Source organism: Oscillibacter sp. (genome assembly GCF_032018205.1).
Lineage (GTDB): Bacteria > Bacillota > Clostridia > Oscillospirales > Oscillospiraceae > Oscillibacter.
Map to the genome: position 1 here is coordinate 25,854 of NZ_DALZOY010000006.1, position 21,614 is coordinate 47,467.

14 protein-coding genes are annotated in these 21,614 nt (G+C 57.2%); 3 read left to right on the top strand and 11 right to left on the bottom strand.

Annotated elements, in window-relative coordinates:
* Position 1 precedes the first annotated feature (1 nt).
* Positions 2–673 (bottom strand): DUF4956 domain-containing protein, encoded by a 672-nt coding sequence (locus RTU96_RS06200; RefSeq protein WP_294854395.1) that lies wholly within the window; start codon positions 671–673, stop codon positions 2–4.
* A 41-nt stretch (positions 674–714) separates the two neighbouring features.
* Positions 715–1,389: a polyphosphate polymerase domain-containing protein gene (locus RTU96_RS06205; protein WP_312635592.1), complete on the bottom strand. Its 675-nt coding sequence runs from the start codon at positions 1,387–1,389 to the stop codon at positions 715–717.
* Positions 1,390–1,515: 126 nt separating this feature from the next.
* On the opposite strand from RTU96_RS06205, the gene RTU96_RS06210 reads away from it, so the two are divergent.
* Positions 1,516–2,190, top strand: coding sequence for a response regulator transcription factor (locus tag RTU96_RS06210; RefSeq protein ID WP_397356593.1), 675 nt, complete (start codon positions 1,516–1,518; stop codon positions 2,188–2,190).
* Entirely contained in the window at positions 2,187–3,425 is a 1,239-nt protein-coding gene (locus tag RTU96_RS06215; protein WP_312635594.1) for a HAMP domain-containing sensor histidine kinase, read from the top strand. The genes RTU96_RS06210 and RTU96_RS06215 overlap by 4 nt, the downstream gene beginning before the upstream one ends.
* A 179-nt stretch (positions 3,426–3,604) precedes the next feature.
* On the opposite strand, the gene queA is transcribed toward RTU96_RS06215, so the two are convergent.
* Both queA and RTU96_RS06225 read right to left on the bottom strand, forming a co-directional pair.
* Positions 3,605–4,630, bottom strand: a complete 1,026-nt coding sequence (gene queA / locus RTU96_RS06220) for a tRNA preQ1(34) S-adenosylmethionine ribosyltransferase-isomerase QueA (RefSeq protein ID WP_312635595.1) — start codon at positions 4,628–4,630, stop codon at positions 3,605–3,607.
* A gap of 117 nt (positions 4,631–4,747) precedes the next feature.
* Complete coding sequence (locus tag RTU96_RS06225; RefSeq protein ID WP_312635596.1) at positions 4,748–6,298, bottom strand: SpoIID/LytB domain-containing protein; 1,551 nt, start codon at positions 6,296–6,298, stop codon at positions 4,748–4,750.
* 189 nt (positions 6,299–6,487) lie between these two features.
* On the opposite strand from RTU96_RS06225, the gene asd reads away from it, so the two are divergent.
* A complete protein-coding gene (gene asd, locus RTU96_RS06230; protein WP_312635598.1) occupies positions 6,488–7,579 on the top strand; it encodes an aspartate-semialdehyde dehydrogenase in 1,092 nt (363 codons plus the stop codon).
* A gap of 74 nt (positions 7,580–7,653) precedes the next feature.
* On the opposite strand, the gene RTU96_RS06235 is transcribed toward asd, so the two are convergent.
* The 7 genes from RTU96_RS06235 to RTU96_RS06265 form a co-directional block, all read right to left on the bottom strand.
* Positions 7,654–9,270: an ABC-F family ATP-binding cassette domain-containing protein gene (locus tag RTU96_RS06235; RefSeq protein ID WP_312635600.1), complete on the bottom strand. Its 1,617-nt coding sequence runs from the start codon at positions 9,268–9,270 to the stop codon at positions 7,654–7,656.
* A gap of 115 nt (positions 9,271–9,385) precedes the next feature.
* Positions 9,386–10,606 (bottom strand): tyrosine--tRNA ligase, encoded by a 1,221-nt coding sequence (gene tyrS / locus RTU96_RS06240; RefSeq protein WP_312635601.1) that lies wholly within the window; start codon positions 10,604–10,606, stop codon positions 9,386–9,388.
* A 413-nt stretch (positions 10,607–11,019) separates the two neighbouring features.
* A complete protein-coding gene (locus RTU96_RS06245; protein ID WP_312635603.1) occupies positions 11,020–12,354 on the bottom strand; it encodes a uracil-xanthine permease family protein in 1,335 nt (444 codons plus the stop codon).
* A 277-nt stretch (positions 12,355–12,631) separates the two neighbouring features.
* The gene (locus RTU96_RS06250) at positions 12,632–13,795 is read right to left on the bottom strand and encodes a cation diffusion facilitator family transporter (RefSeq protein ID WP_312635604.1); all 1,164 of its coding nucleotides are present in this window, start codon (positions 13,793–13,795) and stop codon (positions 12,632–12,634) included.
* Positions 13,796–13,871: 76 nt separating this feature from the next.
* Positions 13,872–14,483 carry a hypothetical protein gene (locus tag RTU96_RS06255; protein WP_312635606.1) on the bottom strand — a complete coding sequence of 204 codons (612 nt, stop codon included), beginning with the start codon at positions 14,481–14,483 and terminating at the stop codon, positions 13,872–13,874.
* 99 nt (positions 14,484–14,582) lie between these two features.
* The gene (gene addA, locus RTU96_RS06260) at positions 14,583–18,146 is read right to left on the bottom strand and encodes a helicase-exonuclease AddAB subunit AddA (RefSeq protein WP_312635608.1); all 3,564 of its coding nucleotides are present in this window, start codon (positions 18,144–18,146) and stop codon (positions 14,583–14,585) included.
* Complete coding sequence (locus RTU96_RS06265) at positions 18,139–21,459, bottom strand: PD-(D/E)XK nuclease family protein (RefSeq protein WP_312635610.1); 3,321 nt, start codon at positions 21,457–21,459, stop codon at positions 18,139–18,141. The genes addA and RTU96_RS06265 overlap by 8 nt, the downstream gene beginning before the upstream one ends.
* Positions 21,460–21,614 lie beyond the last annotated feature (155 nt).

The window sequence follows — 21,614 nt, forward strand, 5'->3', positions numbered from 1 at the left end:
CCTATCCCATATACTCCCCATTATAACTGACCAGCACGATATTCTGCACGCCGGGCAGCTCGCTCAGCGTATTGACAAATGCGGTATCATCCGATTTGAGACGAATTTCATAGTTCAGTTCAACGCCCTTTTGACTGACTGTTTTGCTCTTGATCACGCTCTTTTTGACAAAGCCCTTCAACTGCCGGGCCGCATTTTGTTCGCTTTCGGCATCCAGACAGGAAAGCACGACAATGTAGGGCGTATCAACAGAGCTGCGGTTTACAAAGACCAGCAGAATGATGCCGATAAACAGGCTGCCGAATACAGCCAGAGGAATCATGCCCGCTGCCAGAACAATTCCCGAAGCGATGGACCAGAAAAGGAACACGATATCCAGCGGTTCCTTAATTGCCGTGCGAAAGCGGACGATGGAAAGCGCGCCCACCATGCCGAGGGAAAGCACAACGTTGCTGGTAACCGCCAGAATGACAAGGGTTGTGACCATGCTCAATGCAATGAGAGAAACGCCGAAGCTGGCGGAATACATCACGCCTTTAAAGGTTTTCTTATAGATAAGAAAGATGAACACACCGATGCCAAAGGCAAGGCCCAAGGCCAGCACCATATCCAAAAGAGAGATGCTGGTTACGTTCTCCAGAAAGCTTGATTTAAAAATATCGTCAAAGGTCATGAAAATAATCTCCTTTATCGTTTCATTGTCTTGTTGATTTCTTATCCGTAGGTGCGGCACAAAGCATATTTGGAGCAGGCCGATGCTTTTCGGTTCCCCAATTGAAGCAGGTCGGCGATAAAGCCCGGAATAAACTCGTCGTATTTGACCTCCAGAATCACAAGCTCATCCCCCGCCGGAAGCGTCGGAACATTCTCGCCCAAAAAGTCTTTGGAGCGCAGTCCAGTGCGTATATCCCGGTCAAAGGTGATGCGGACGTTGCCCGCCCGATAGGTGAACGGCTCCCGGGTATAGTCCACAATGGTTTTTGGCTGTAAGAGCTGGCCGTTCATTTTACTGTAAAGCTCGGCCACCAAAGGGCGTTTCTGCTGGACCATCCAGTCCCAGTCTCCTTGCAGCAGCATGGTTGTCTCTTCCTTTGAAAGGCGGCTGGACTCCTTGTAGGAAAGTCCGTTTACTTTGCTTTTCTTCTCCAGCTTTATAAACTCCGTATCGTCGTTATAGCGGCGGAGTCGAAATTTTTCCCTGCGGTTGACGCCGTTCAGCTTTTCAAGCAACGCTTTATCCCCCGGCGTGTCAAAATAGAGACTGTGGATGATATACTCTCCGTTTTCACCCACATTGCGGTCGTGGGGTAAAATGGCCCGCAGCTTGTTGCGCAGAATCATATAGTCCATATAATTGAGACTGTGCTTAAATTCGTGACGCGGTTTCATGGGTAACCTCCTTGCAATTTGGTATGCGCAAAGAATAACCCGTCTGCCTTGAAGCTACATTGAGATTTGATTCAAGATTTTTTCAAGCATTTCTGTTATAATGAGAGCCATAAGGAGGGATTTATGATGAATGTATTGATTATTGAGGACGAGCCCCAGCTCTCCGATGTGCTGGTTGCTTTGATGAAGCAGGATAAATACGCCGTGGATGCGGTTTACGACGGCGTCTCCGGCGAGGAATACGCCATGACCGGCATTTACGACGTCATTATATTGGATATCATGCTTCCCCAAAAAAATGGTCTGGAGGTTTTGCGCGCCCTGCGCGAACAGAACAACTCCACCCCGGTGCTGCTGCTGACAGCCAAATCCGAGGTGGAGGATAAAATAGAGGGTCTTGATATCGGGGCGGACGATTATCTCACAAAGCCCTTTGCCTCTGGAGAGCTTTTGGCCCGCCTGCGGGCGATTTCCCGCAGAAAGGGCGAATTTACCGGAGACGAGCTGGCCTGTGGAGACACCCGGATGAGCAAGCGCAGCTATGAGCTGAGTTATAAGGGCAACTCCGTCAAGCTGGGGCAAAAGGAATATCAGATTGTGGAAATGCTCATGCAGAATCACCGCCAGATTATCCCCAAGGAGCGGTTTATCGAAAAAATTTGGGGCTATGAGAGCGATGCTGAATACAATGCCATTGAGGTGTATGTTTCCTTCATCCGCAAGAAGCTGGCTGTCATCGGCTCGCCCTTGCAGATCAAAGCGGTGCGGGGCGTGGGATATATCATGGAGGAAACGGAATGATTAAGCGGCTGCAAATTAAGTTTGTCTGCATTATGATGGGCGTCCTGTTTCTGGTTTTTACAGTGCTGGTGGCAACACTGAATATTTTCGTGTATATGAGCAACGCCGAGCAGACGGACAACATTTTGCGGATGGTGGCCGAGCAGGACGGAATGGAGTTTTTTCTTCCTCCCGGCCGGACGGAAGAGGACGCGCATCAGGAGCTTTTAGTCCCTCCGCGCTTTGACTCTCAGTCCATGCGGGCGGCGCGTCTGTTTTTTGTCAAGCTGGACAAGCAGGATCAGGTTTTGCAGGTACAGCACGATATGATGTTCGGCTTTACACAGGAGGAGGCGGTCTCTTATTCCGAAGCGGTATTGCTGAGCGGAAAAGAGAGAGGCTCCTACGACGATTATCAATATCTGATTGCAGAAAAGGACTATGGCAAAATCGTCGTATTTGTGGAGAACAGCCGGGAGCTGAAAATACTGGACGAGCTCATTTTTATCTCCATGATCGTCACGGCGGTGACCTGTGTGCTGTTGCTTGGCTTTTCCGTGCTTTTATCCAAATGGGTGGTCAAGCCCGTAAAAGCGACCTTTGCAAAGCAGCGCCAATTTGTCTCCGACGCAAGCCACGAGCTGAAAACACCTCTGACCATTATTTCGGCCAATGTGGATGTGCTGGAGAATGAAATCGGAGAAAATATCCGGCTTCAGCAAATTCGGGATCAGGCGGACCGAATGACCCGACTGGTTCACGATCTGCTTGCCCTGGCCAGAGCCGACGAAGGCGCCAATCAACTGGTGGCAACCGAGTTTGATTTAAGCCGCGCGGTGCTGAGCACCCTTCTGGCCTTTGAAAGTCAGGCTTTTGAGGATGGGAAAAATCTGGATTTCAACGTGGCGGAGGGCCTTCGGTACACCGGCGGAGAGCCGCAGATCAAGCAGCTTGTTGCCATCCTGATGGACAACGCCATTAAGCACTCCGGAAAAGGGGATGAAATAAAAGTAACGCTGCGCCGGGAGAACGAAAAGACGGTTTTGGAGATATACAACACCGGCGCCGGAATTCCCGAGCAGGAAAAAGATCGGATTTTTGAGCGGTTTTATCGCAGCGACGCGTCCCGCTCCACCAAGACCGGCGGATACGGTCTTGGCCTCGCCATTGCCAAGTCATTGGTAGAGCTTCACAAGGGAAAGATCTCCGTGTCAGGGAAAGAGGGCGCATGGACTTGCTTTACTGTGACGCTTTAGCGCGTGATTTTGCCCCTCACCAAAATCAGCCGCGAACCCCCGTCGGAGAAAATACGACTGGAAATGGGCAGCGGATTTTTATAACAGGCAGGTAAGTTTTAAAATCGCAAAAATCACGGTAAAAGTCCCGGAGAGCCTTCATACAAGGCTCTCCGGGACTTTTTTTATAGCGGCAGTCTTCAATAAATAAACATCGCGTCGCCAAAGCTGAAAAACCGATACCTCTCCCGCACGGCTTCCTCATAAGCCGCCAGAATGTGCTCCCGTCCTGCCAGAGCGGAAACCAGCATCACCAGCGTGGATTCCGGTAAATGGAAATTGGTAATCAGCGCGTCCGTCACCTTGAAGCGATAGCCGGGATAGATATAGATGCCGGTCCAGCCGGAGCGGGGCTCCATGGTCCCATCCTCCTTGGCCCAGGATTCCACAGTGCGGCAGGAAGTAGTGCCTACGCAAACCACCCTTCCCCCGTTGGCGCGGGTGCGGTTGATGAGGTCCGCCACCTCTTGGGAGATGGTGCAGAACTCTTTGTGCATCTCGTGGTCAAGGATTTCCATTTCCTTCACAGGGCGGAAGGTGCCAAGGCCCACATGGAGCGTCACATACCCAATCCCCACGCCTTTGGCAGAGATTTTCTCCAGTAATTCTTTTGTGAAATGAAGGCCCGCCGTGGGGGCGGCGGCGCTGCCCAGCTCCTTGGAATAGACGGTTTGATACCGCTCCCGGTCCCGCAACTCCTCTTTGATATAAGGCGGCAGGGGCATTTTGCCAAGGCGCTCCAAAACCTCCAGGAAAATCCCCTCATAGTGAAATTTCACAAGGCGGTTTCCGCCCTCCACCTCTTCTGTGACCTCCGCCGTCAACTCTCCCTCGCCGAAGGACACCTGTGCGCCGGGGCGCAGCTTTTTCCCGGGGCGGACCAGACATTCCCAAACGCCGTCTCCCCTATCCGTCAGCAGCAGCACCTCGCAGGCGCCGCCGCCGGGAAGGCGCTGGCCCAAAAGGCGGGCGGGCAAAACCCGGGAATCGTTTAATATCAGGCAGTCTTTTTCCGTTAAAAAATCCGGCAGCTCATAAAAATGATGGTGCTCCCAAGCGCCCGTATGTTTGTCCAGCGTCAGCAGACGGGATGCATCCCGCTTTTCAATGGGCGTCTGGGCAATCAGCTCCTGCGGCAGGTCATAGTAAAAATCGCTGGTCTTCATCTGTACTTCTCCATGGGTCCGCGTGCCTATACTTTTGAAAAACTCCGCCAAGGAAGAATTTTTCGATCTAACGCGGCTCTGCCGCGCTTTTGGCGGGCGGCTTGCCAATGTTCCGCATCACTCCACGGTGATGTCCGTATAATAAAAATTCAGAATGTCACGGTAGGAATACCCCTGCTTCGCCATGGCCAGCGCGCCGTATTGGCTCAGCCCCACATTGTGTCCGTTTCCCGTGCCGGTAATCACAAAGCTGCCGGGAGACGCGGAGGATGCGGAAGACGGAACCGCCGCGCCGGAGGTCCCGCTCAGCGCCTGCACACCCGAGGAGGTGAGGACATAGGGCGCGTTTCCCGTATAAGGGGCCACCGCCCCGCTGCCGGAGACGGTGTAGGCTCCACTGATGGAAGACAGCGTGCTGCCGGAGCCGTTTACATAGTAGCCCGAGGCAGAATTCATTCCGCTGTCATCCCCGTTGATGGAAAAGCGCATGCTTTTCACATTCTTACTATAGGTAGTGCTGTAAAACGCCATGCGGCAGGTTTCGCCCTTCACCGTCAGGCTCTTTCCCGTTGTATCCACAAAAGTGACCTTGTAAACGTTTCCGGTGGAGGTGCGCTCTGAGACATAGGCATTTTTCACCGTTCCGATGGAATAGCCGCTGTTTTGCAGCACCCATGTCAGCTCCGAGGGCGTGTAGGTCACGGTATAGCTGTAATTGGGGATGGAGACGGTGGCCTCATAGGGGTCGGCTTTTCCCATCAGGTATCCCACCGTGCCGCCCCAGACGTTTTCAGCACTCTCGGTGGCGCCGCCGTCGCTGGAGTGATACACCGTTTCGGCAAGCGTCCCCCGGTACCACACCCGCTGCCCCGCCGTGGAATCCACGGCGGCGTCCGTATCCCCGCCGGCGGCGTTCACGCCGTTGTACACCTGACAGTCCGTGGTGTTGCACAAATCAAAGCCGTAGGTATTTAGATGCTTGGCGGTCACGGAGGCATAGGTCCGGGCGCACACGGCCTGAGCCTGCAATGCGGCCTCGGGCCAGCCTTTCCCCATTTCATAGGGAAGAACGCCCTTCACATAGTCCTCCAGTGATACCACGTTCACAACATACAGTCCCCCGCCTGTGACCCGCGGATATTCAAAGCCCCCGGCATACCGATAGCCCTTGAACCAGGTAGGCCCGCCTACCGGCAGAACACCGAGGTTGTAAATACCCTGACTGTCAAACTCAAAAAGAACCGCCGAAGAGGACGTATCCGTTACCGCCACGGCGGTGGACGTGCGCCCGCTGCCGCCGCCGCTCTGGCGGGCGTAATACTGCCCGCTCACATAGGCAGGCCAGCCGCCCATACCAGCAGCGGCAGAGGCTGCCTCCGCATAGGAGCCGTAAGGCCCCGACTGATCAAAATTGCCAAGGTCCGCCCCCGGCCGCATGGTAATGGCTGCTTGAGCAATGCTCCCAAGAGGAACAAAGTTCCTCCCATCGTCGTAATAGCCGAGAGAATATCCCCCGCTCTGGGTATTTTCCAGATTGGCGGAGGAGACGGCGGAGCTTCCGAATCGCAGCCCCACCTTCACTGTGCCGTTTACGGCGGCGGAGGCCGACACGGTGCCAAGGGCCAGAAATATGACGAGAATCGACAGAACCCCTAATAGTTTTTTCATACATCCTCCCCATGGCTTTCCCCTTGACGGAACAAGAAAATAGTGCTACCATAATACAAATGTCCGCAACAGGTGAACAGAAATTTTCACTCAAACGCAATACACTTATATTATAGTACAGGAAAGCCCTACATTCAACAGAAATTCGACGTTCCCCGCCAAATCATATCACATAGGAGGCAAATCTTGATGAAACAGTACAAAGTGGGCGTTGTAGGCTGCACCGGCATGGTGGGCCAGCGCCTCGTCACCTTGCTTGAAAATCACCCATGGTTCCAGCTTACCGCTGTGGCCGCCAGCGCACGCAGCGCGGGAAAAGCCTACGGGGAGGCCGTGACCGCCCGCTGGGCCATGGAGGTTGAAATTCCGGAGGAGGCGAAGGCACTGACCATTCTGGACGCGGAAGCCGACGCGGAAAAGCTCGCCGCCCAAGTGGACTTCATCTTCTGCGCCGTGGATATGAAGAAGGAGGAAATCCGGGCGCTGGAGGAGAGATACGCGAAGCTGGAGTGCCCCGTAGTATCCAACAACTCCGCCAATCGCTGGACGGAGGACGTGCCCATGGTGGTGCCGGAGCTGAACGCAGAGCATCTCAAGGTCATCGAGGCCCAGCGCCGCCGCCTTGGCACAAGGCGGGGCTTTATTGCCGTGAAGTCCAACTGTTCTATCCAGAGCTATGTTCCCGCGCTCCATCCCCTGCTGAAATACGGCGTTGAGCAGGCGCTGGTTTGCACGTATCAGGCCATTTCCGGCGCGGGAAAAACCTTTGAACGCTGGCCCGAGATGGTGGACAACTGCATCCCCTACATCGGCGGCGAGGAGGAAAAGTCCGAGCAGGAGCCTTTGAAGGTCTGGGGCAAGGTGGAGGATGGAAAAATCGTCGCCGCCAGCGCGCCGGTCATCACTGCACAGTGCTTCCGCGTGGCCTGTCAAGACGGGCATATGGCCGCCGTGTTCATGAAATTTAAGGACGGCTGCAAGCCTTCTATTGAGCAGATCAAAGAAGACTGGGCCTCTTTCCGCGGCCCCGCGCAGGAACTGGAGCTGCCCTCCGCTCCCAAGCAGTTCCTCCACTATTTTGAGGAGGCCGACCGCCCTCAGACCCGGCTGGACCGGAATCTGGAGCACGGCATGGCGATTTCTCTTGGCCGCCTGCGGGAGGACAGTCAGTATGATTACAAGTTCGTGGGCCTAAGCCACAACACCCTGCGGGGCGCAGCCGGCGGAGGCGTGCTGCTGGCAGAGCTTCTGTGCAAAAAGGGCTATATTACCGCGAAATAACAAACGCTGTAAAGGAAAAGCGCCTGCCCGCAGTTTGCGGGCAGGCGCTTTTGTAATTCTGATTCTACGTAGGTTCAGCGGGCATTTCCCGCCTTTTGCAGCTCGATATAATCGTCATAGGTGCAGGCCTTATCGATGATGGTTCCATCGCTCTGGAAGTCGATGATGCGGTTAGCCACGGTCTGTACAAACTCATGGTCGTGGCTGGCGAACAGCACCACGCCTTTGTATTCAATCAGGCCCTTGTTGACGGCAGTGATGGATTCCAGATCCAGATGGTTGGTGGGCTGGTCCAGCACCAGCGCGTTGGAGCCGAACAGCATCATCCGAGAGAGCATACACCGCACCTTCTCGCCGCCGGAGAGTACCTTGACCGCCTTGAACACGTCGTCTCCTGAAAAGAGCATCCGTCCCAAAAAGGAGCGCTTGAAGGACTCCGTGCTCTCCTCCGCGTTGTCCGCCGTATACTGACCCAGCCACTCCACCAGATTCAGGTTGCAGTCGTTGAAAAAGGCAGAGTTGTCCAGCGGAAAATAGCTGGTGGAAATGGTGGTGCCCCACTTGAAGCTGCCCGCGTCTGCTTCCATCTCCTCCATAATGATGCGGAAGAGCGTGGTTTTTGCCAGCTCGTTTTCTCCCACAAAGGCGATCTTGTCTCCTTTGTTCACCCGGAAGGACACGTCGTTCAAAAGCTGCCGCCCGTCGATGGTCTTGTTCAGGCCCTCCACGGTCAATATTTCCTTCCCCGGCTCCCGGTCCAGCGCAAAGCCCACAAAGGGATACCGACGTGAGGAGGCGGGCATCTCATCCACCGTCAGCTTATCCAGAAGCTTTCGGCGGGAGGTGGCCTGTTTGGATTTGGACTTGTTGGCGGAGAAGCGCTGGATGAAGAGCTGAAGCTCTTTAATCTTGTCCTCGTTTTTCCGGTTCTGGTCCTTCATCATCTTCTGAACCATCTGGCTGGACTCATACCAGAACTCGTAGTTGCCCACATACATTCTGATTTTGCCGTAGTCCACGTCGACGATGCTGGTACACACGTTGTTCAGGAAATAGCGGTCATGGCTCACCACGATAATCAGACCCTCATAGTCCATCAGGAAATTCTCCAGCCATTCAATGGCCTGCAAATCCAGATGGTTGGTAGGTTCGTCCAGCAGGATGATGTCCGGCTTTCCAAACAGTGCCTGCGCAAGCAAAACCTTTACCTTTTCCTTGGCGGTAAGAGAGGACATCTGACTGTATAAAATGTCGTTGGAAAGACCCAGTCCCTGAATCAGGCGGCTGGCGTCGGATTCCGACTCCCATCCGTCCATGTCGGCAAACTCCGCTTCCAGCTCGCTGGCGCGCACGCCGTCCGCATCGGAGAAATCCTCCTTCTCATACAGGGCGTCCTTCTCCTTCATGATGTCGTACAGACGCTGGTTGCCCATGATGACCGTGTCCAGCACAGTGTACTCATCGTACTGGAAATGGTCCTGCTTCAAAACCGACATCCGCTGGTTGTCAGAGATGAACACGTCTCCGGTGCTGGGCTCCAGCTCGCCGGAGAGGATGCGGAGGAAGGTGGTTTTGCCCGCGCCGTTGGCGCCGATGATGCCATAGCAGTTGCCGGAGATGAATTTCAGATTCACGTCCTTGAACAACGGCTGGCCGCTGAAATTTAAGCTGAGCTCACTGACTGTAATCATTCTCGTTTTCCTTTTTATTATTTTCGTATTTCAGCGCGGCAGCAGGCGCGCCAAGGCGCGTCTGCCGCTGCTGATGTTTCCGTATTTTACGGCGGCTTTAGATTCACGGCGACGGTTAAATTTGTGCCCGGTGGAAGATTTTCTTGCCCTTCTTAATGACCACACCCTCGCCGGAGAACTCCTCCCGGTCGTATACGTCGGTCACCTCCGCCTTTTTGTCGTTCACCATCACGCCGCCCTGCTGCACCAGCCGCCGGGCCTCGCCGTTGGAGGCGCAGAGTCCGCAAGCCGTCAGAAGATTCAGAACGCCGATTTTTCCGTTTTCAAACCGCTCCTCTGTCAAATGAGTGGAGGGCATGTTTTCCGCGTCGCCGGTGCCGGCGAAAAGGGCGCGTGCCGTCTCCTGCGCCTTTTCCGCCTCGTCCTCGCCGTGGACCAGCTTTGTCAGCTCATAGGCCAGAATCTCCTTGGCCCGGTTGAGCTGGCTTCCCTCCCACTTGTCCATGGCGTCAATCTCTTCAAGAGGCAGGAAGGTCAGCATCCGGATACACTTGAGCACATCCGCGTCCGCCACATTCCGCCAGTACTGGTAAAAATCGAAGGGGCTTGTCTTGTTGGGGTCCAGCCACACCGCGCCTGAGGCGGTCTTGCCCATCTTCTTCCCCTCTGCATTCATCAGCAGAGTGATGGTCATGGCATAGGCATCCTTGCCAAGCTTGCGGCGAATCAGCTCCGTGCCGCCCAGCATATTGCTCCACTGGTCGTCGCCACCAAACTGCATGTTGCAGCCAAAGGCCTGGAACATATGATAGAAGTCATAGGACTGCATAATCATATAGTTGAATTCCAGAAAGGATAGACCCTTCTCCATCCGCTGCTTATAGCACTCGGCCCGCAGCATGTTGTTCACGGAGAAACAGCAGCCGACCTCTCGCAGCATGTCCACGTAGTTCAGCTTCATTAACCAGTCCGCGTTGTTGACCATCATGGCCTTGCCCTCGCCGAATTCAATAAACCGCTCCATCTGCTTTTTAAAGGCATCGCAGTTATGGCAAATCGTTTCGGTGGTCATCATCTGGCGCAAATCCGAACGACCGGATGGGTCGCCGATCATGCCGGTACCGCCGCCGATCAGGGCGATGGGCTTGTTTCCTGCCATTTGCAGCCGCTTCATCAGGCACAGCGCCATGAAGTGGCCCACATGCAGACTGTCCGCCGTGGGGTCAAAGCCAATGTAGAACACGGCTTTTCCGTTATTCAGAAGCTCTCGGATTTCCTCCTCGTCCGTCACTTGTGCGATCAGGCCGCGGGCCTTCAATTCCTCGTAAATTCCCATTGTCTCAATTCTCCTGTCTAAGAAGTTTTTATATGGGACGAAACGTGGAAAAAGCGCCCTCCGTCCCATGGGGACAGAGGGCGAATCGCTTCGCGGTACCACCTCTGTTCGCGCCGCCTTCGCAGGCGGACGCCTCTTGCCGCACCCAAGGTGCGGCCGCGCTGTAACGGGCGCTGCCCGAGCGCGCCTACTGGGCCAAATTTTAGCCGTTTGGACGCCGGTTCAGAGGTGTATTCACTCACGCCCGCCCGCCTCTTTACACCAGCCAGAGGCTCTCTTCGCGGCACCGCGCAGGGTACTTCTCCCCATCATCACTGTATTACTGTATACGTCAGACAGTATACCCGTTTTTTCAGTGTTTGTCAAGAAGACGGGTCTGACTTGAAACGGGGCAAACATTCTCGCGGGTAAGCTCAGTACCTGCCCAGGTCGGCAGAGCCATCCGCGGAGGCAGTTTTGCCGAAGGCAAAGTCGTTTCCGGGAAGAATGGCGTTCAGCCCAACGCCCGCGATTGCGGCGATGGCCAGCCCCGTCAGCGTCACATGGGCGTCCGCCACGGCGAAGGTCAGCCCGCCGGTGCCGTTAAAACCCAGACCGGAAACCAGAATTACCGCCGCAATGAGAAGGTTGCGGCTGCGGGTGAAGTCCACCTGATTTTCCACCACGTTACGTACGCCCACGGCGGAAATCATCCCGTAGAGCACGAAGCTGACGCCACCGATGACCGCCGGGGGAATGGAGTTGATGACGGCGGCAAATTTGGGGCTGAAGGACAAAATGATGGCATATAGGCCAGCCAGCCGCACCACTTTAGGGTCGTACACCCGGCTGAGCACCAACACACCGGTGTTCTCTCCATACGTGGTGTTGGCGGGACCGCCGAACATGCCCGCCAAGGCCGTGGCCAGACCGTCGCCCACCAGCGTGCGGTGAAGGCCCGGGTCTTCCAGAAAATTCTCTCCTACCGTGGCGGAGATGGCAGATACGTCGCCCACATGCTCCATCATGGCAGCGATGGCTATGGGCGCCATGACCAAAATGGCGGACACGTCAAACTTCGCCAGTACGAAGGGCTGCAGGCCCACAAAGCCCGCCTGTCCCACAGAGGTGAAGTCCACCTGCCTTGTAAGCAGGGCCACCGCATAGGGAATGACCACGCCCAGCAGAATGGGAATGATTTTCAGCATACCCTTCCCCCAGATGTTGAAGGCGATAATGGTCACAATGGCCAGCAGCGCCAAGGGCCAATTGGTGGAGGCGTTGGTCACGGCGGTGGGGGCAAGAATCAAGCCGATCAGGATGATAATAGGCCCGGTGACCACCGGTGGGAAGTAGCGCATCACCTTATAAGGTCCCACCACCTTGAAAAGCAGCGCCAGCACCAGATACAGAAGGCCAGCAACCACCACGCCGCCCAAAGCATAAGGCAGCTTTTCCGCGCCGGTCATAGCGGCGTACTTTCCGCTGTTCAGATCCGCCACCGCGGCAAACCCTCCCAGAAACGCGAACGAGGACCCTAAAAACGCCGGAACCTTGAATTTCGTGCAGACGTGGAACAGCAACGTACCAAGTCCGGCAAACAAAAGCGTTGTCTGGATGGACAGGGGCAGTCCGTAGCCGCTGACGATGATGGGGACCAGAACCGTTGCCCCGAACATGGCAAACATGTGCTGAAGGCCCAACAGCATCATCTTCGGGATGCCCAGGGTCCTTGCGTCCCGGACAGGGGCGGAATTTTTCTCGTTCATGGCAGATCTCCTCTCTATTTTGCGCAAAAAAATACCGGCACAAAGGCCGGTCAAATGGGGTCGCAAAAAAAGGCAGTGTTAAGACCCTTCCAAACCGTCATAACTCCAGCCCCCTCTCGCACTTATCCGTACGATTATACAAAAACAGAGGATGAATTGCAAGAGTGGATTTCTCCCGCCTTTTGAAAAATTCCTCTATCATTTTTGGTGATTATGACGACGCTAATTCTTTCCCCAGCCGATGCGTCGGCTGGGGGCCACTCTTTCGCAACGGGCCTCACGCGGTATACGACCGCTCTACGTTCACCACCGCAAAATAATCGCCGTCCAGCGCCCGTACCGCAGTGCAGATTTTGGTGCGAACCTCCTCGTCCGTCAGTCGGAATTTGAAGGGCACCGCCGCATCAAAAATCAGGTTCGTGTGCGTTGGTCCCGTCACCATGCGAAAATCGTGGATGGAGATTTCCTCGTCGATGCAGTCCACCAGCGCTTCCACACGCCGGCGGGTTTCCTTCGTCACGCCGTCGTCCGTCACGATGGGGTCCATGTGAATGACCGTCTCGCAGCCAAGTGTGCGCTTCAGCTCCCGCTCGATGTTGTCAATCTCGTCGTGAAGCACCAGTACGTCCTCGTTGGCGGGGACCTCCGCATGGAGCGAGATCATGCACCGCCCGGGGCCGTAATCATGGACAATCAAATCGTGAACCCCCAAAATGCCCGGATGGTTCGTCACAATGTTTCGGATGTTTTTCACAAATTCAGCGGAAGGTGGCTGCCCCAGTAGGGGATTCAGCGTGTCCCTGGCGGAGGAAAGCCCGGACCAGACGATGAACAGCGCCACCAGAATGCCGCACCAGCCGTCAATATTCGCATCGGTGAAGCGGCCCGCCAGCGTCGCCAGCAGGACCACGGCGGTGGCCGTGCTGTCGCTGAGACTGTCTATGGCGGCGGCGTGCATGGCGGTGGAGCCAATGCGCTCCCCCACCGTCCGGTTGTAACGGTACATATACAGCTTTACGAAGATGGACGCCACCAGAATGACCACGCTCTGCCACGAGAATTCCACCGGCACGGGACGCAGAATTTTCTCCAGAGAGGTCCGGGCCAGTTCAAAGCCCATCAAAATGATGAGCATAGACACCAGCAGACCGGAGATATATTCGATTCGCCCGTGGCCGAAAGGATGCTCGGAATCCGGTCGATGCCCGCCCAGACGAAAGCCCGTCAGCGTGATAACGGAGGAGCCCGCGTCGGAGAGGTTATTAAACGCGTCGGCAGTGACGGCGATGGATCCGGAGACGGAGCCTGCGAACAGCTTCCCCGCAAACAGCAGGATATTTAAACAGATTCCCACAGCCCCACAAAGAACGCCGTAGGCCGTCCGCACCGACGGCCCGTCAGCCCGGTCTTTAATAAAGATTTTTGCAAGAAGTCGTATCATACCGTCAACTCCTTTCCCGCTGGGGCACCGCTGTTTCGCCCGCTTCCGGCACAATGTCCGCAAGGGACGCAGTCCCTTATGCCCCGCCGGGAATTGTCAGCCGCAGATGGCAGCACAAATCATCCAGATCGTCCTCCGTGGCGGCGGGAATCCGCAGCTTCGCGCCGCAGTCCTTACAGCTCAAATCCACGGCGGAACGGCGGATGTCCATGGCATAGTCATGGCTTCCGCATCCGCAGGTAATTCCGTTTTCCCGGGCGGCAATCTCCTTCAGTTCGGACAGAACCTCATACATAATCACGCTGTCCAAAAACGGCTCGCCGCCATTCTCCTGATTTCGTTTTTCCTTCTCCGCCAGAACTTCCAGCGTCCGCAAATGCTTCTCCACGCTTCCCTCGTCCCCCACGTAGCAGCAAAACTCCTGCGATTGAGCGCAGCCGAAGGCCACGCCGCCCTCCCGCGTCAAATCCTCCGGGGCACACCGGGTGGTATGCGTCTCGCCGCACAGCCCGCAGGGGACAAACAGCTTGCACCGCTGCCCGTCAAATTCCGTCCGCAGGGCCGAGCCGCCGCAGCCGCACTCCACCTCCACGCCGGAGGCCTCCAGCGCGAACAGGGACCGGGCCGCCATCACGGGTTTTCCGCAGGCGGGACAGAGATAGCCAAAGGTCCTCATTTCATTTTCCATGAATTCACCTCAAATATTCGTTTCTGACAAGGATCAATTGTTAAATTGACAGTATACCACGATCCGGTCAAATTTTCCAGTGGTTTTTGACGGTTTGCATCACAGACTCACCGTTTCACCGGAGGCCAGAAAATAGAGTGCCTTACGAACCACCTTCTTCTCCAAAACCCGCTCCAGCGCCGCACCGTACGCCGCAAGCTGCGGACGGTAATGCTCCGCACGGCGAGCCACCGCTTCACCGAACACACGGTCTGTTTTGAAGTCCACCACGGTGAGTCCCTCCGCCGTCTCGAAGCAGCAGTCCACCACGCCCTGAAGAAGCACCTGATCGTCCCCCGCGTCCCCGTCCAGTTCCGTGGCCGGAATCAGAACGGTGAAGGGATACTCCCGCAAAACATTTTTTCCCCGGCGAATCTCCTCCCCCAGCGGAGAGAAAAGCAATGCTTTTAGCTGTGTGATGTCCACGCTGTCCGCCTGCTCCCGCGTCAAAAGGCGCTTTTCCGCAAAAGTCGCCACCTGCCCTGCCGCGTCCGGGTTGAAAAAGTCCAGATATTGAAGGGCCAGATGAGCCGCCGTGCCCCGCTCCGTGGGGGTAAGCCCTCCGCCGGACTGTCGGAAACGAGGCTGGTCCAATGGCCGCAGCACCGTTGGGTGGGGTGCGTTTTCCAACGCTTCCTCGTCCTTCTCCCGGCCCTTGAGCTGGGTGGCCGTCCGCTTGGCGGGAAAGCGGGTGGCGGCCTCGTAAGGATAGGTCAGCTCCAGAAGGCTCAAATCCGCCTCATGCTGCGCCTTGTCCTCTTCGCTCTCCGATTTAGTCGTTAAAATCTCCTGAAAATCCTCGCTGTCATGGATAAATACTTGCCATGTATTTTCGTCCCCGGCATAATAGTTTTCCGGTTCCACGCCCGCAAGATCTCGCAGAGGCTTTGCCTCCGGGCGGCACAGCAGGGGCAGCAACAGCCACTCCCCATAGCTTCGGCAGATCGCCGCCGTCTCCGGCGGAACAGGGCAGGCGGCAAGACTGGTTAATTGCTTCAGCTCACCCGGAGCGTGATAAAGACTGTGAATCAAAATCAGCTTTTCCTTGGGCCGGGTCATAGCCACGTACAAAATGCGCTGCTCCTCAGACTGGTTTTCCCGACGGAGCTTTCCCTCCAAGGCCCGGCGGGCCATGGTGGGATAGTAAATGCGGCGGTCCAAATCCACTCGCCGGGGGCCAAGGCCCAACTCGGGATGCACCAGCACCGGGGTATCAAAGTCCATCCGGGAAAAAGCCCGGTCCAAATCGCACAGCAGCACAATGGGAAATTCCAGCCCCTTGGATTTGTGGACGCTCATCAGCCGCACGCCCCCCGCGTCAGATTTTCCCCGGGTTGCGGGGGCTCGGTCGCTGTCGATGAGCTTTTGAAGCTGTTCCAAAAACAGAAACAGACCCCGGCAGCCGTTGGCCTCGAAATTCTCCGCGTGCTCCGTCAGCGCAATCAGGTTTTCCTTCCGCTCCTCGCCTCGGTCCATGGCGCCAAACACGCCCAGTGCGTTCAGCTCGTTGTAAATCCGCCACAGCAGGCGCTCCACGCTCATGTCCCGGGCCAGCAGACGCAGACTGTCCAGCGTCTCAAGAAAGGAACGGCAGTCCTCTCCCCCGTCTCGGCACACCGCGTCGTAATAATCCCCGTCCGCGGTGCATGCCCGCACACGGGCCAGCCGGTCCGGCGTAAATCCGAACAGGGGCGAACGCAGCACGGCAATCAGCGGCACGTCCTGCCGGGGATTGTCGATGACCTGAAGAAGGCTCAAAGCGGTGGCTACCTCCATGGAGGAGAAGTAGTCCCCCTGCTCCTGAAAGGAACAGGGTACGCCCCGCTCTGCCAGCGCCGCCGAAAACGCCAATCCCCGGCTCCCTGGCGAGCGCATCAGAATCACGATATCCTCCGCCCGGCAGGGCCGCAAAACACCGTCCTCGCCGGTGACGGGGTACCCTTCGTCCAACAGCTCTCGAATCCGCTTCGCCGCAAGGCGGGCCTCCGCAATGCCCTTTTTTACCGGGCGCTCCAGTTCTGCCGACCGCTGATGGGCACAAATCAGGTGGTATTCCGGGGCGCAGTCCCCCCGCTCCGGGTAATACTCCGCGCCGAAATACAGCTTTTCGTCCGGACCATATTCCATCTCTCCCAGCTCCGGGGACATGATGTTTTCAAAAATAAAGTTGGCCGCATCCAGAATTTCCCGGCGGGAGCGGAAGTTCTGAGACAGCAGAATTTTCCGTTCCTCCCCCGCCTGCGCATCGGTATGGTGCTTGAAGGCGGCGTATTTCCGCAGAAAAATGGTGGGGTCCGCCAGCCGGAAGCGGTAGATGGACTGCTTCACGTCTCCCACAGTAAAAAGATTCCGTCCCCCGTGGGACACAGCCTGAAAAATGTGGTTCTGAACCTCGTTGGTGTCCTGATATTCGTCCACCAGAATCTCCATATAGCGGGCCGAAATCTGCTCTCCCAGTTCCGTGGGCGTTCCGTCCTCCCCCGTTAAAAGCTCCAGCGCCAGATGCTCCTGATCCGAAAAGTCCGCCTGATTCAGCCGCAGTTTTTCCCGCCGATAGCGCCGGGAAAATTCCCCCGTCAGCTCCAACAGCGCGGCCATGGCGGGGGCCACGGCAGTCAAATCCTCCATGGCCTCCTGACCGGTGACGTTCAGCTCGGCCCGCAGCTTTTTTACGTCGGCCTTGCATCCGTCCCACAGGGATTTCAGCCGCAGGACCTCGGGGTCGTCCTTGCGGCCTTTGGGTGTGGTCAGACGGGGAAAGTCCACCGCCTCCGCCATCATTCCCGCTTCGTCCCAGCTCTTTTTCGCCGCTTCATCCAGCGCGTCCAGCGAAGCGGCAGCAGACAAAAACTTTTCACCGTATCCGGTATGTAAAGCCGTATCGCTTTCCACGCTTTGAGCGGCAGACCGAAAGATTTGCGCCCACGACGCCGCTCTGCGGGCGGCTCCTTCCAACAACTCCTTGGCGTAGGGCGTCTCATCAAAGGTTCCGGACAGGTTCAGCCAGGATTCCCGGTTTTCCTCCAGCCACCGCTCTGGATAGGCGTGGCTCTGAAGCTTTCCGTGAAGCTCCAGCACCAGCTCCGCCAGTGCGCCGTCGTCCCGGCCTGCACCCAGAGTATCCGCCAGCAGGGTACCGCCGGGAGCGTCGTCCAGATTTTTATAGAAATCCTCCAGCGTGCGATCCAGCACCCGGCGGCGCAGCAGCTCCGCCTCGCCCTCATCCAGCACCCGGAAGTCCGGGGTCAGGCAGTGCCGTTCTCCTTCCTTTGCCAGCAGGTGAGCGTTTTCCCGCAGCAGCGCCGTGCAGAATGCGTCCACGGTTTTCACGTCCGCTTGGTACACCCGCATGAGCTGGCGGCGAAGATGGGCGTTGCCGGGATGCTCTCCCAAAAGCTTTCCAAGCTCCGACGCAATTTTCCCCCGCAGCTCCGCCGCCGCCGCCTTGGTATAGGTGATGATGAGAAAGTCGTCGATGTTGCAGCCGTCCTCCAGAATATAGAGAAACAGGCGCTCTACCAGCACCTTTGTCTTACCGGACCCTGCCGCCGCCGACACCAGCAGGCTTCCACCCCGGTTCTCCGCCGCCGCGCGCTGGGCGGGGGTCAGTTGAATTTTAGCCACGTCCGTTCTCCTCTCCGTCCAGTTCCTGCCAGAATTCCGCCGCCGTCACCTTTCGGATGTAGCGTAGGCGGTCGCCGCCCCGGCCATCCTCAAAGTGACAGGCCCCGGCCCAATCGCAAAACCGGCACACACTGTCATTCTCATCGTGGCAGCAGGGGTCCGCGTCGATCACGCCGTCCCGCACCTCGGCGGCAATGTCGTGGAGCAGGCGCTCCACGTAGCTGCCAAGCCGCCCAAGTTGGGCGGCGGTGGCAATCCCGCCGGAGAGGTTTCCCTCCCGGTCTACCCGCAAAGGAAGATACTTCGGCTCCGTCAGAGCATCGTGCTCCATGGCCTGCAAAACCTCTGGCTCGTTCAGCAAAAGGCCGCTGCGACGCAATGCCTTCGCCCTCTCCTGCGCCAATTTCTCCGGGGTCACGTTCCGCTCCTGCGCCAAAATCTCATCCCGGGCCGGGAGATACAGCACCCCGGCGGGAACCACCTCCTGCCCAAAATAGGCGCTGCCCTGATTTTTCAGCGTGAACAGGTACAGCAGCATTTGGATGTCCAGTCCCATGCGGACCTCCGCCAGATCGAAGGTCTTCTTCCCGGTTTTGTAATCCACCACCCGGAGGTAGAGCTTACCGTCCTTCACCCAGCCGTCGATCCGGTCTACCTTCCCGTTCACCCGCAGCTCCCCGTCTGGCTCCGATACGGTGACAGCGGGCAGCGTCCCCTTGTCCCCGAAGGACAGCTCAAATTCCACAGGCACGAAGTCCGACTGCGCCAGTTCCCGCGCCGTTTCCTCCACCACGGCATAGGCCGTGGTCCGCAGCCGGGAGAAGAGATAGCGGAACCGGGCCGTCCGATCTTGGAGATTGGGCAGCTCCTCCTGTACGTATTCCTCCATAAAACGGTCGGTCAGCTTAAAAAGCATTTCCCGGGAAACAGTTGTAAATCCGCCCTGTTTCGCCACTTCTTCTGTGACATTTTCCAAAATAAAATGCAAAAACGTGCCGATTTGCGGCGCATCAAAGGAGGCCGTCCTCCGTTGGCGTGCCTTTAGCCCATACTGCATGAAATAAGCAAAATGGCACTGGCGCAGCCGTTCCAGCCGGGAGGCGGACATACTGAATTGCTCACCGTACAGCGCCCGGACGGCGGGCAGACTCAGCCGCCCCCGGCCCATGGCGGCGGCCCGCTCCATCGCTTGAAGCCGGGCCGTCCACTCCGGCCTTTCCGCAAACCAGCGCCAAACCGGTCCTCCCGGATTTGCCCCCGCTGCTTCCAGCGCCGGGGCAATGGCCGCCAGACGGTATTCCCTTTTTCCGCTCTCCCGCTCCACCCGGTTTTCCGGGAACAGCTTTCCCAGCCGCTCCACCACGAAGGAGGGCCGAAGCTGCGCTCCGTTGACGTCGGAAACGGGATAGCTGACAGTCAGCCCGTCCGTGGGCTGGGCAAGGGCCGCATAGAGGTTTTGCAGCTCCACGTTGAATTGCTCCATCCCAGTGGGGGCCAGACGAATCCCCCTGGAGGCAAGCTCCTCCCGGTCCTCGTCGTTCAGCACGCCGCCCCGCTGTGCCACGGCGGGCAGAACATGGTCGTTGGCCCCCAGCAAAAAGAGGTACTTCGCTGTGTGGCGGTCGTTTCGTGTGATCTCACTGGCGGACACCTGATCCAGCGCGGGAGGAATGGTTCCCACGCTGTACTGGGTCAGCAGCAGCCGGAATAGGCGGGAAAACGTCTCCGCGTCCATGGCCTGATCTCCCAGAATTTCCACGAACTGGTCCAGCACGCCGCAAAGAATCCCCCAGAGCTGGCCCGTTTCCTCCGCCGTCTGTAATTCTCCCTGATTTCCAAGGGCACGAAGCTGCTCCTCCAGAGCGGATTGGAGGTGCAGCGTTTCCATAAAGCTGTAAAGCGCATTCACCTGATCCCCCGCTGTTTGCGCGGACTTCATCCCGTCCGACAGCAGCTTTAGCGGTCCGCGCACCCGGCAGCGCAGTTCATTCAGCTCTCCAAGCTCGGCCTGCCGCGCGTCGGTCCACGGTGCGCCATAGCCGCCGGGATTGGCGGACCAGTCCGCTTCCCGCAGCCAGAGGGTGCCATGGATTTCCCAAGTGAGGGCATAATTTTCCAGCCGGTCACACTCTTCGGGCGAAAGCCCCGCCAGACCGGTTTTTAGATAGTGAAACATATCCTCGTATTCGCACCCGCCGGTGACGGCGTCCAAAGCGCCGGTCAGCAGAGATAGCACCGGCTTTTCCAGAATGTCGCTTCGACGGCTGAGGTACACCGGAACGCCGTACCGCTCAAAGACGTTTTCGATGACGGACGCGTAATCCTTCATGTTTCGCACCGCCACGGTGATGTCCCGGAAGCGGCATTTGCCCGTTTTCACCAGCCGCAGAATGTCGGCGGCAGTCTGCTCCACCTCTGTGAAGGCAGAGTCCGCCTCCCGCAGCCGCACAGTGAGGGCTTCCCCATTCCAAATCTCGTCTCCGCCAAAAAATGACCGCTCCACAAGACCCATGGCCGAGTCGTCATAGGACGTGACGAACTGAATTTCAAAGGGCACTCCCGCCGCCTCCGCCAATCGGCGCAGCCGGTCCCGGGTGCGCACGGATACCTCGAAAATCTCCCCCGGGTCATGCTCGTCCCCCAAAAGCGTCACTGTCACGCTGGCGGCGCGCCGCAAAAATACGGACAGAATTTCTACTTCCAGTCCGTTAAAGTAGGAAAAGCCATCCAGATACACGTCCGTTCCATCGGCATATCCAGACTCCTCCAGGTGATCCCTCAGCTTTACGATACGATCTCTGCCGTCCTTTTCCGGGCGGTGAAGGTGCGCCTCATAATCGGCGTAAATCAGCGCAAGGTCCCGCAGCTTGTCCCCCATAGCGCCGGGAATATCCTCCGCCTGCGCGGCCAGAGTCATGGGCGAGACGGCATAGCTGGTCAACTCGTCCAACAGCCCCAAGAGCTGTTCCAGAAACCCGGCCCGCTGGCTGGGACGGCGATAGACCTTCAGCACCGGGGCAAGCTCCGTCAGGGATCGTTGCAGCAGCAACAGCTTTCCTCCCGCGTCAATGCTCACGTCCGCCGCGCCGCCTGTGATGGCAAGTACACGGGTGGCAAGGCGGCGAAAGCTCAAAACCTCTGCATGGCGGCTGGCGGTGTCGCCGCAGACGCGGCACAAATCCACCTCCGCCTGATGGGAGGCATGCTCCGGCACCAGCAGAATCTGGCGGGAGGAATCGCCCTTTTCCGCAATTTCCTTTAAAATCCGGCGGGATTTTCCACTTCTTGCCCGTCCCATGAGAATTTTCAGCATGGCTTTCTTCCCTTTCCCCGTATTGGGCCTTATCCCCTGCAAAAGCACCTCCGGCGCCTTTTCAAAGGCTCGAATACCGCATGCGCGTCACGCTCCTGCGGTCAAAATTGTTCATCTGCGTTATCTTGACATGATACCACAGTTCGACGCAATTG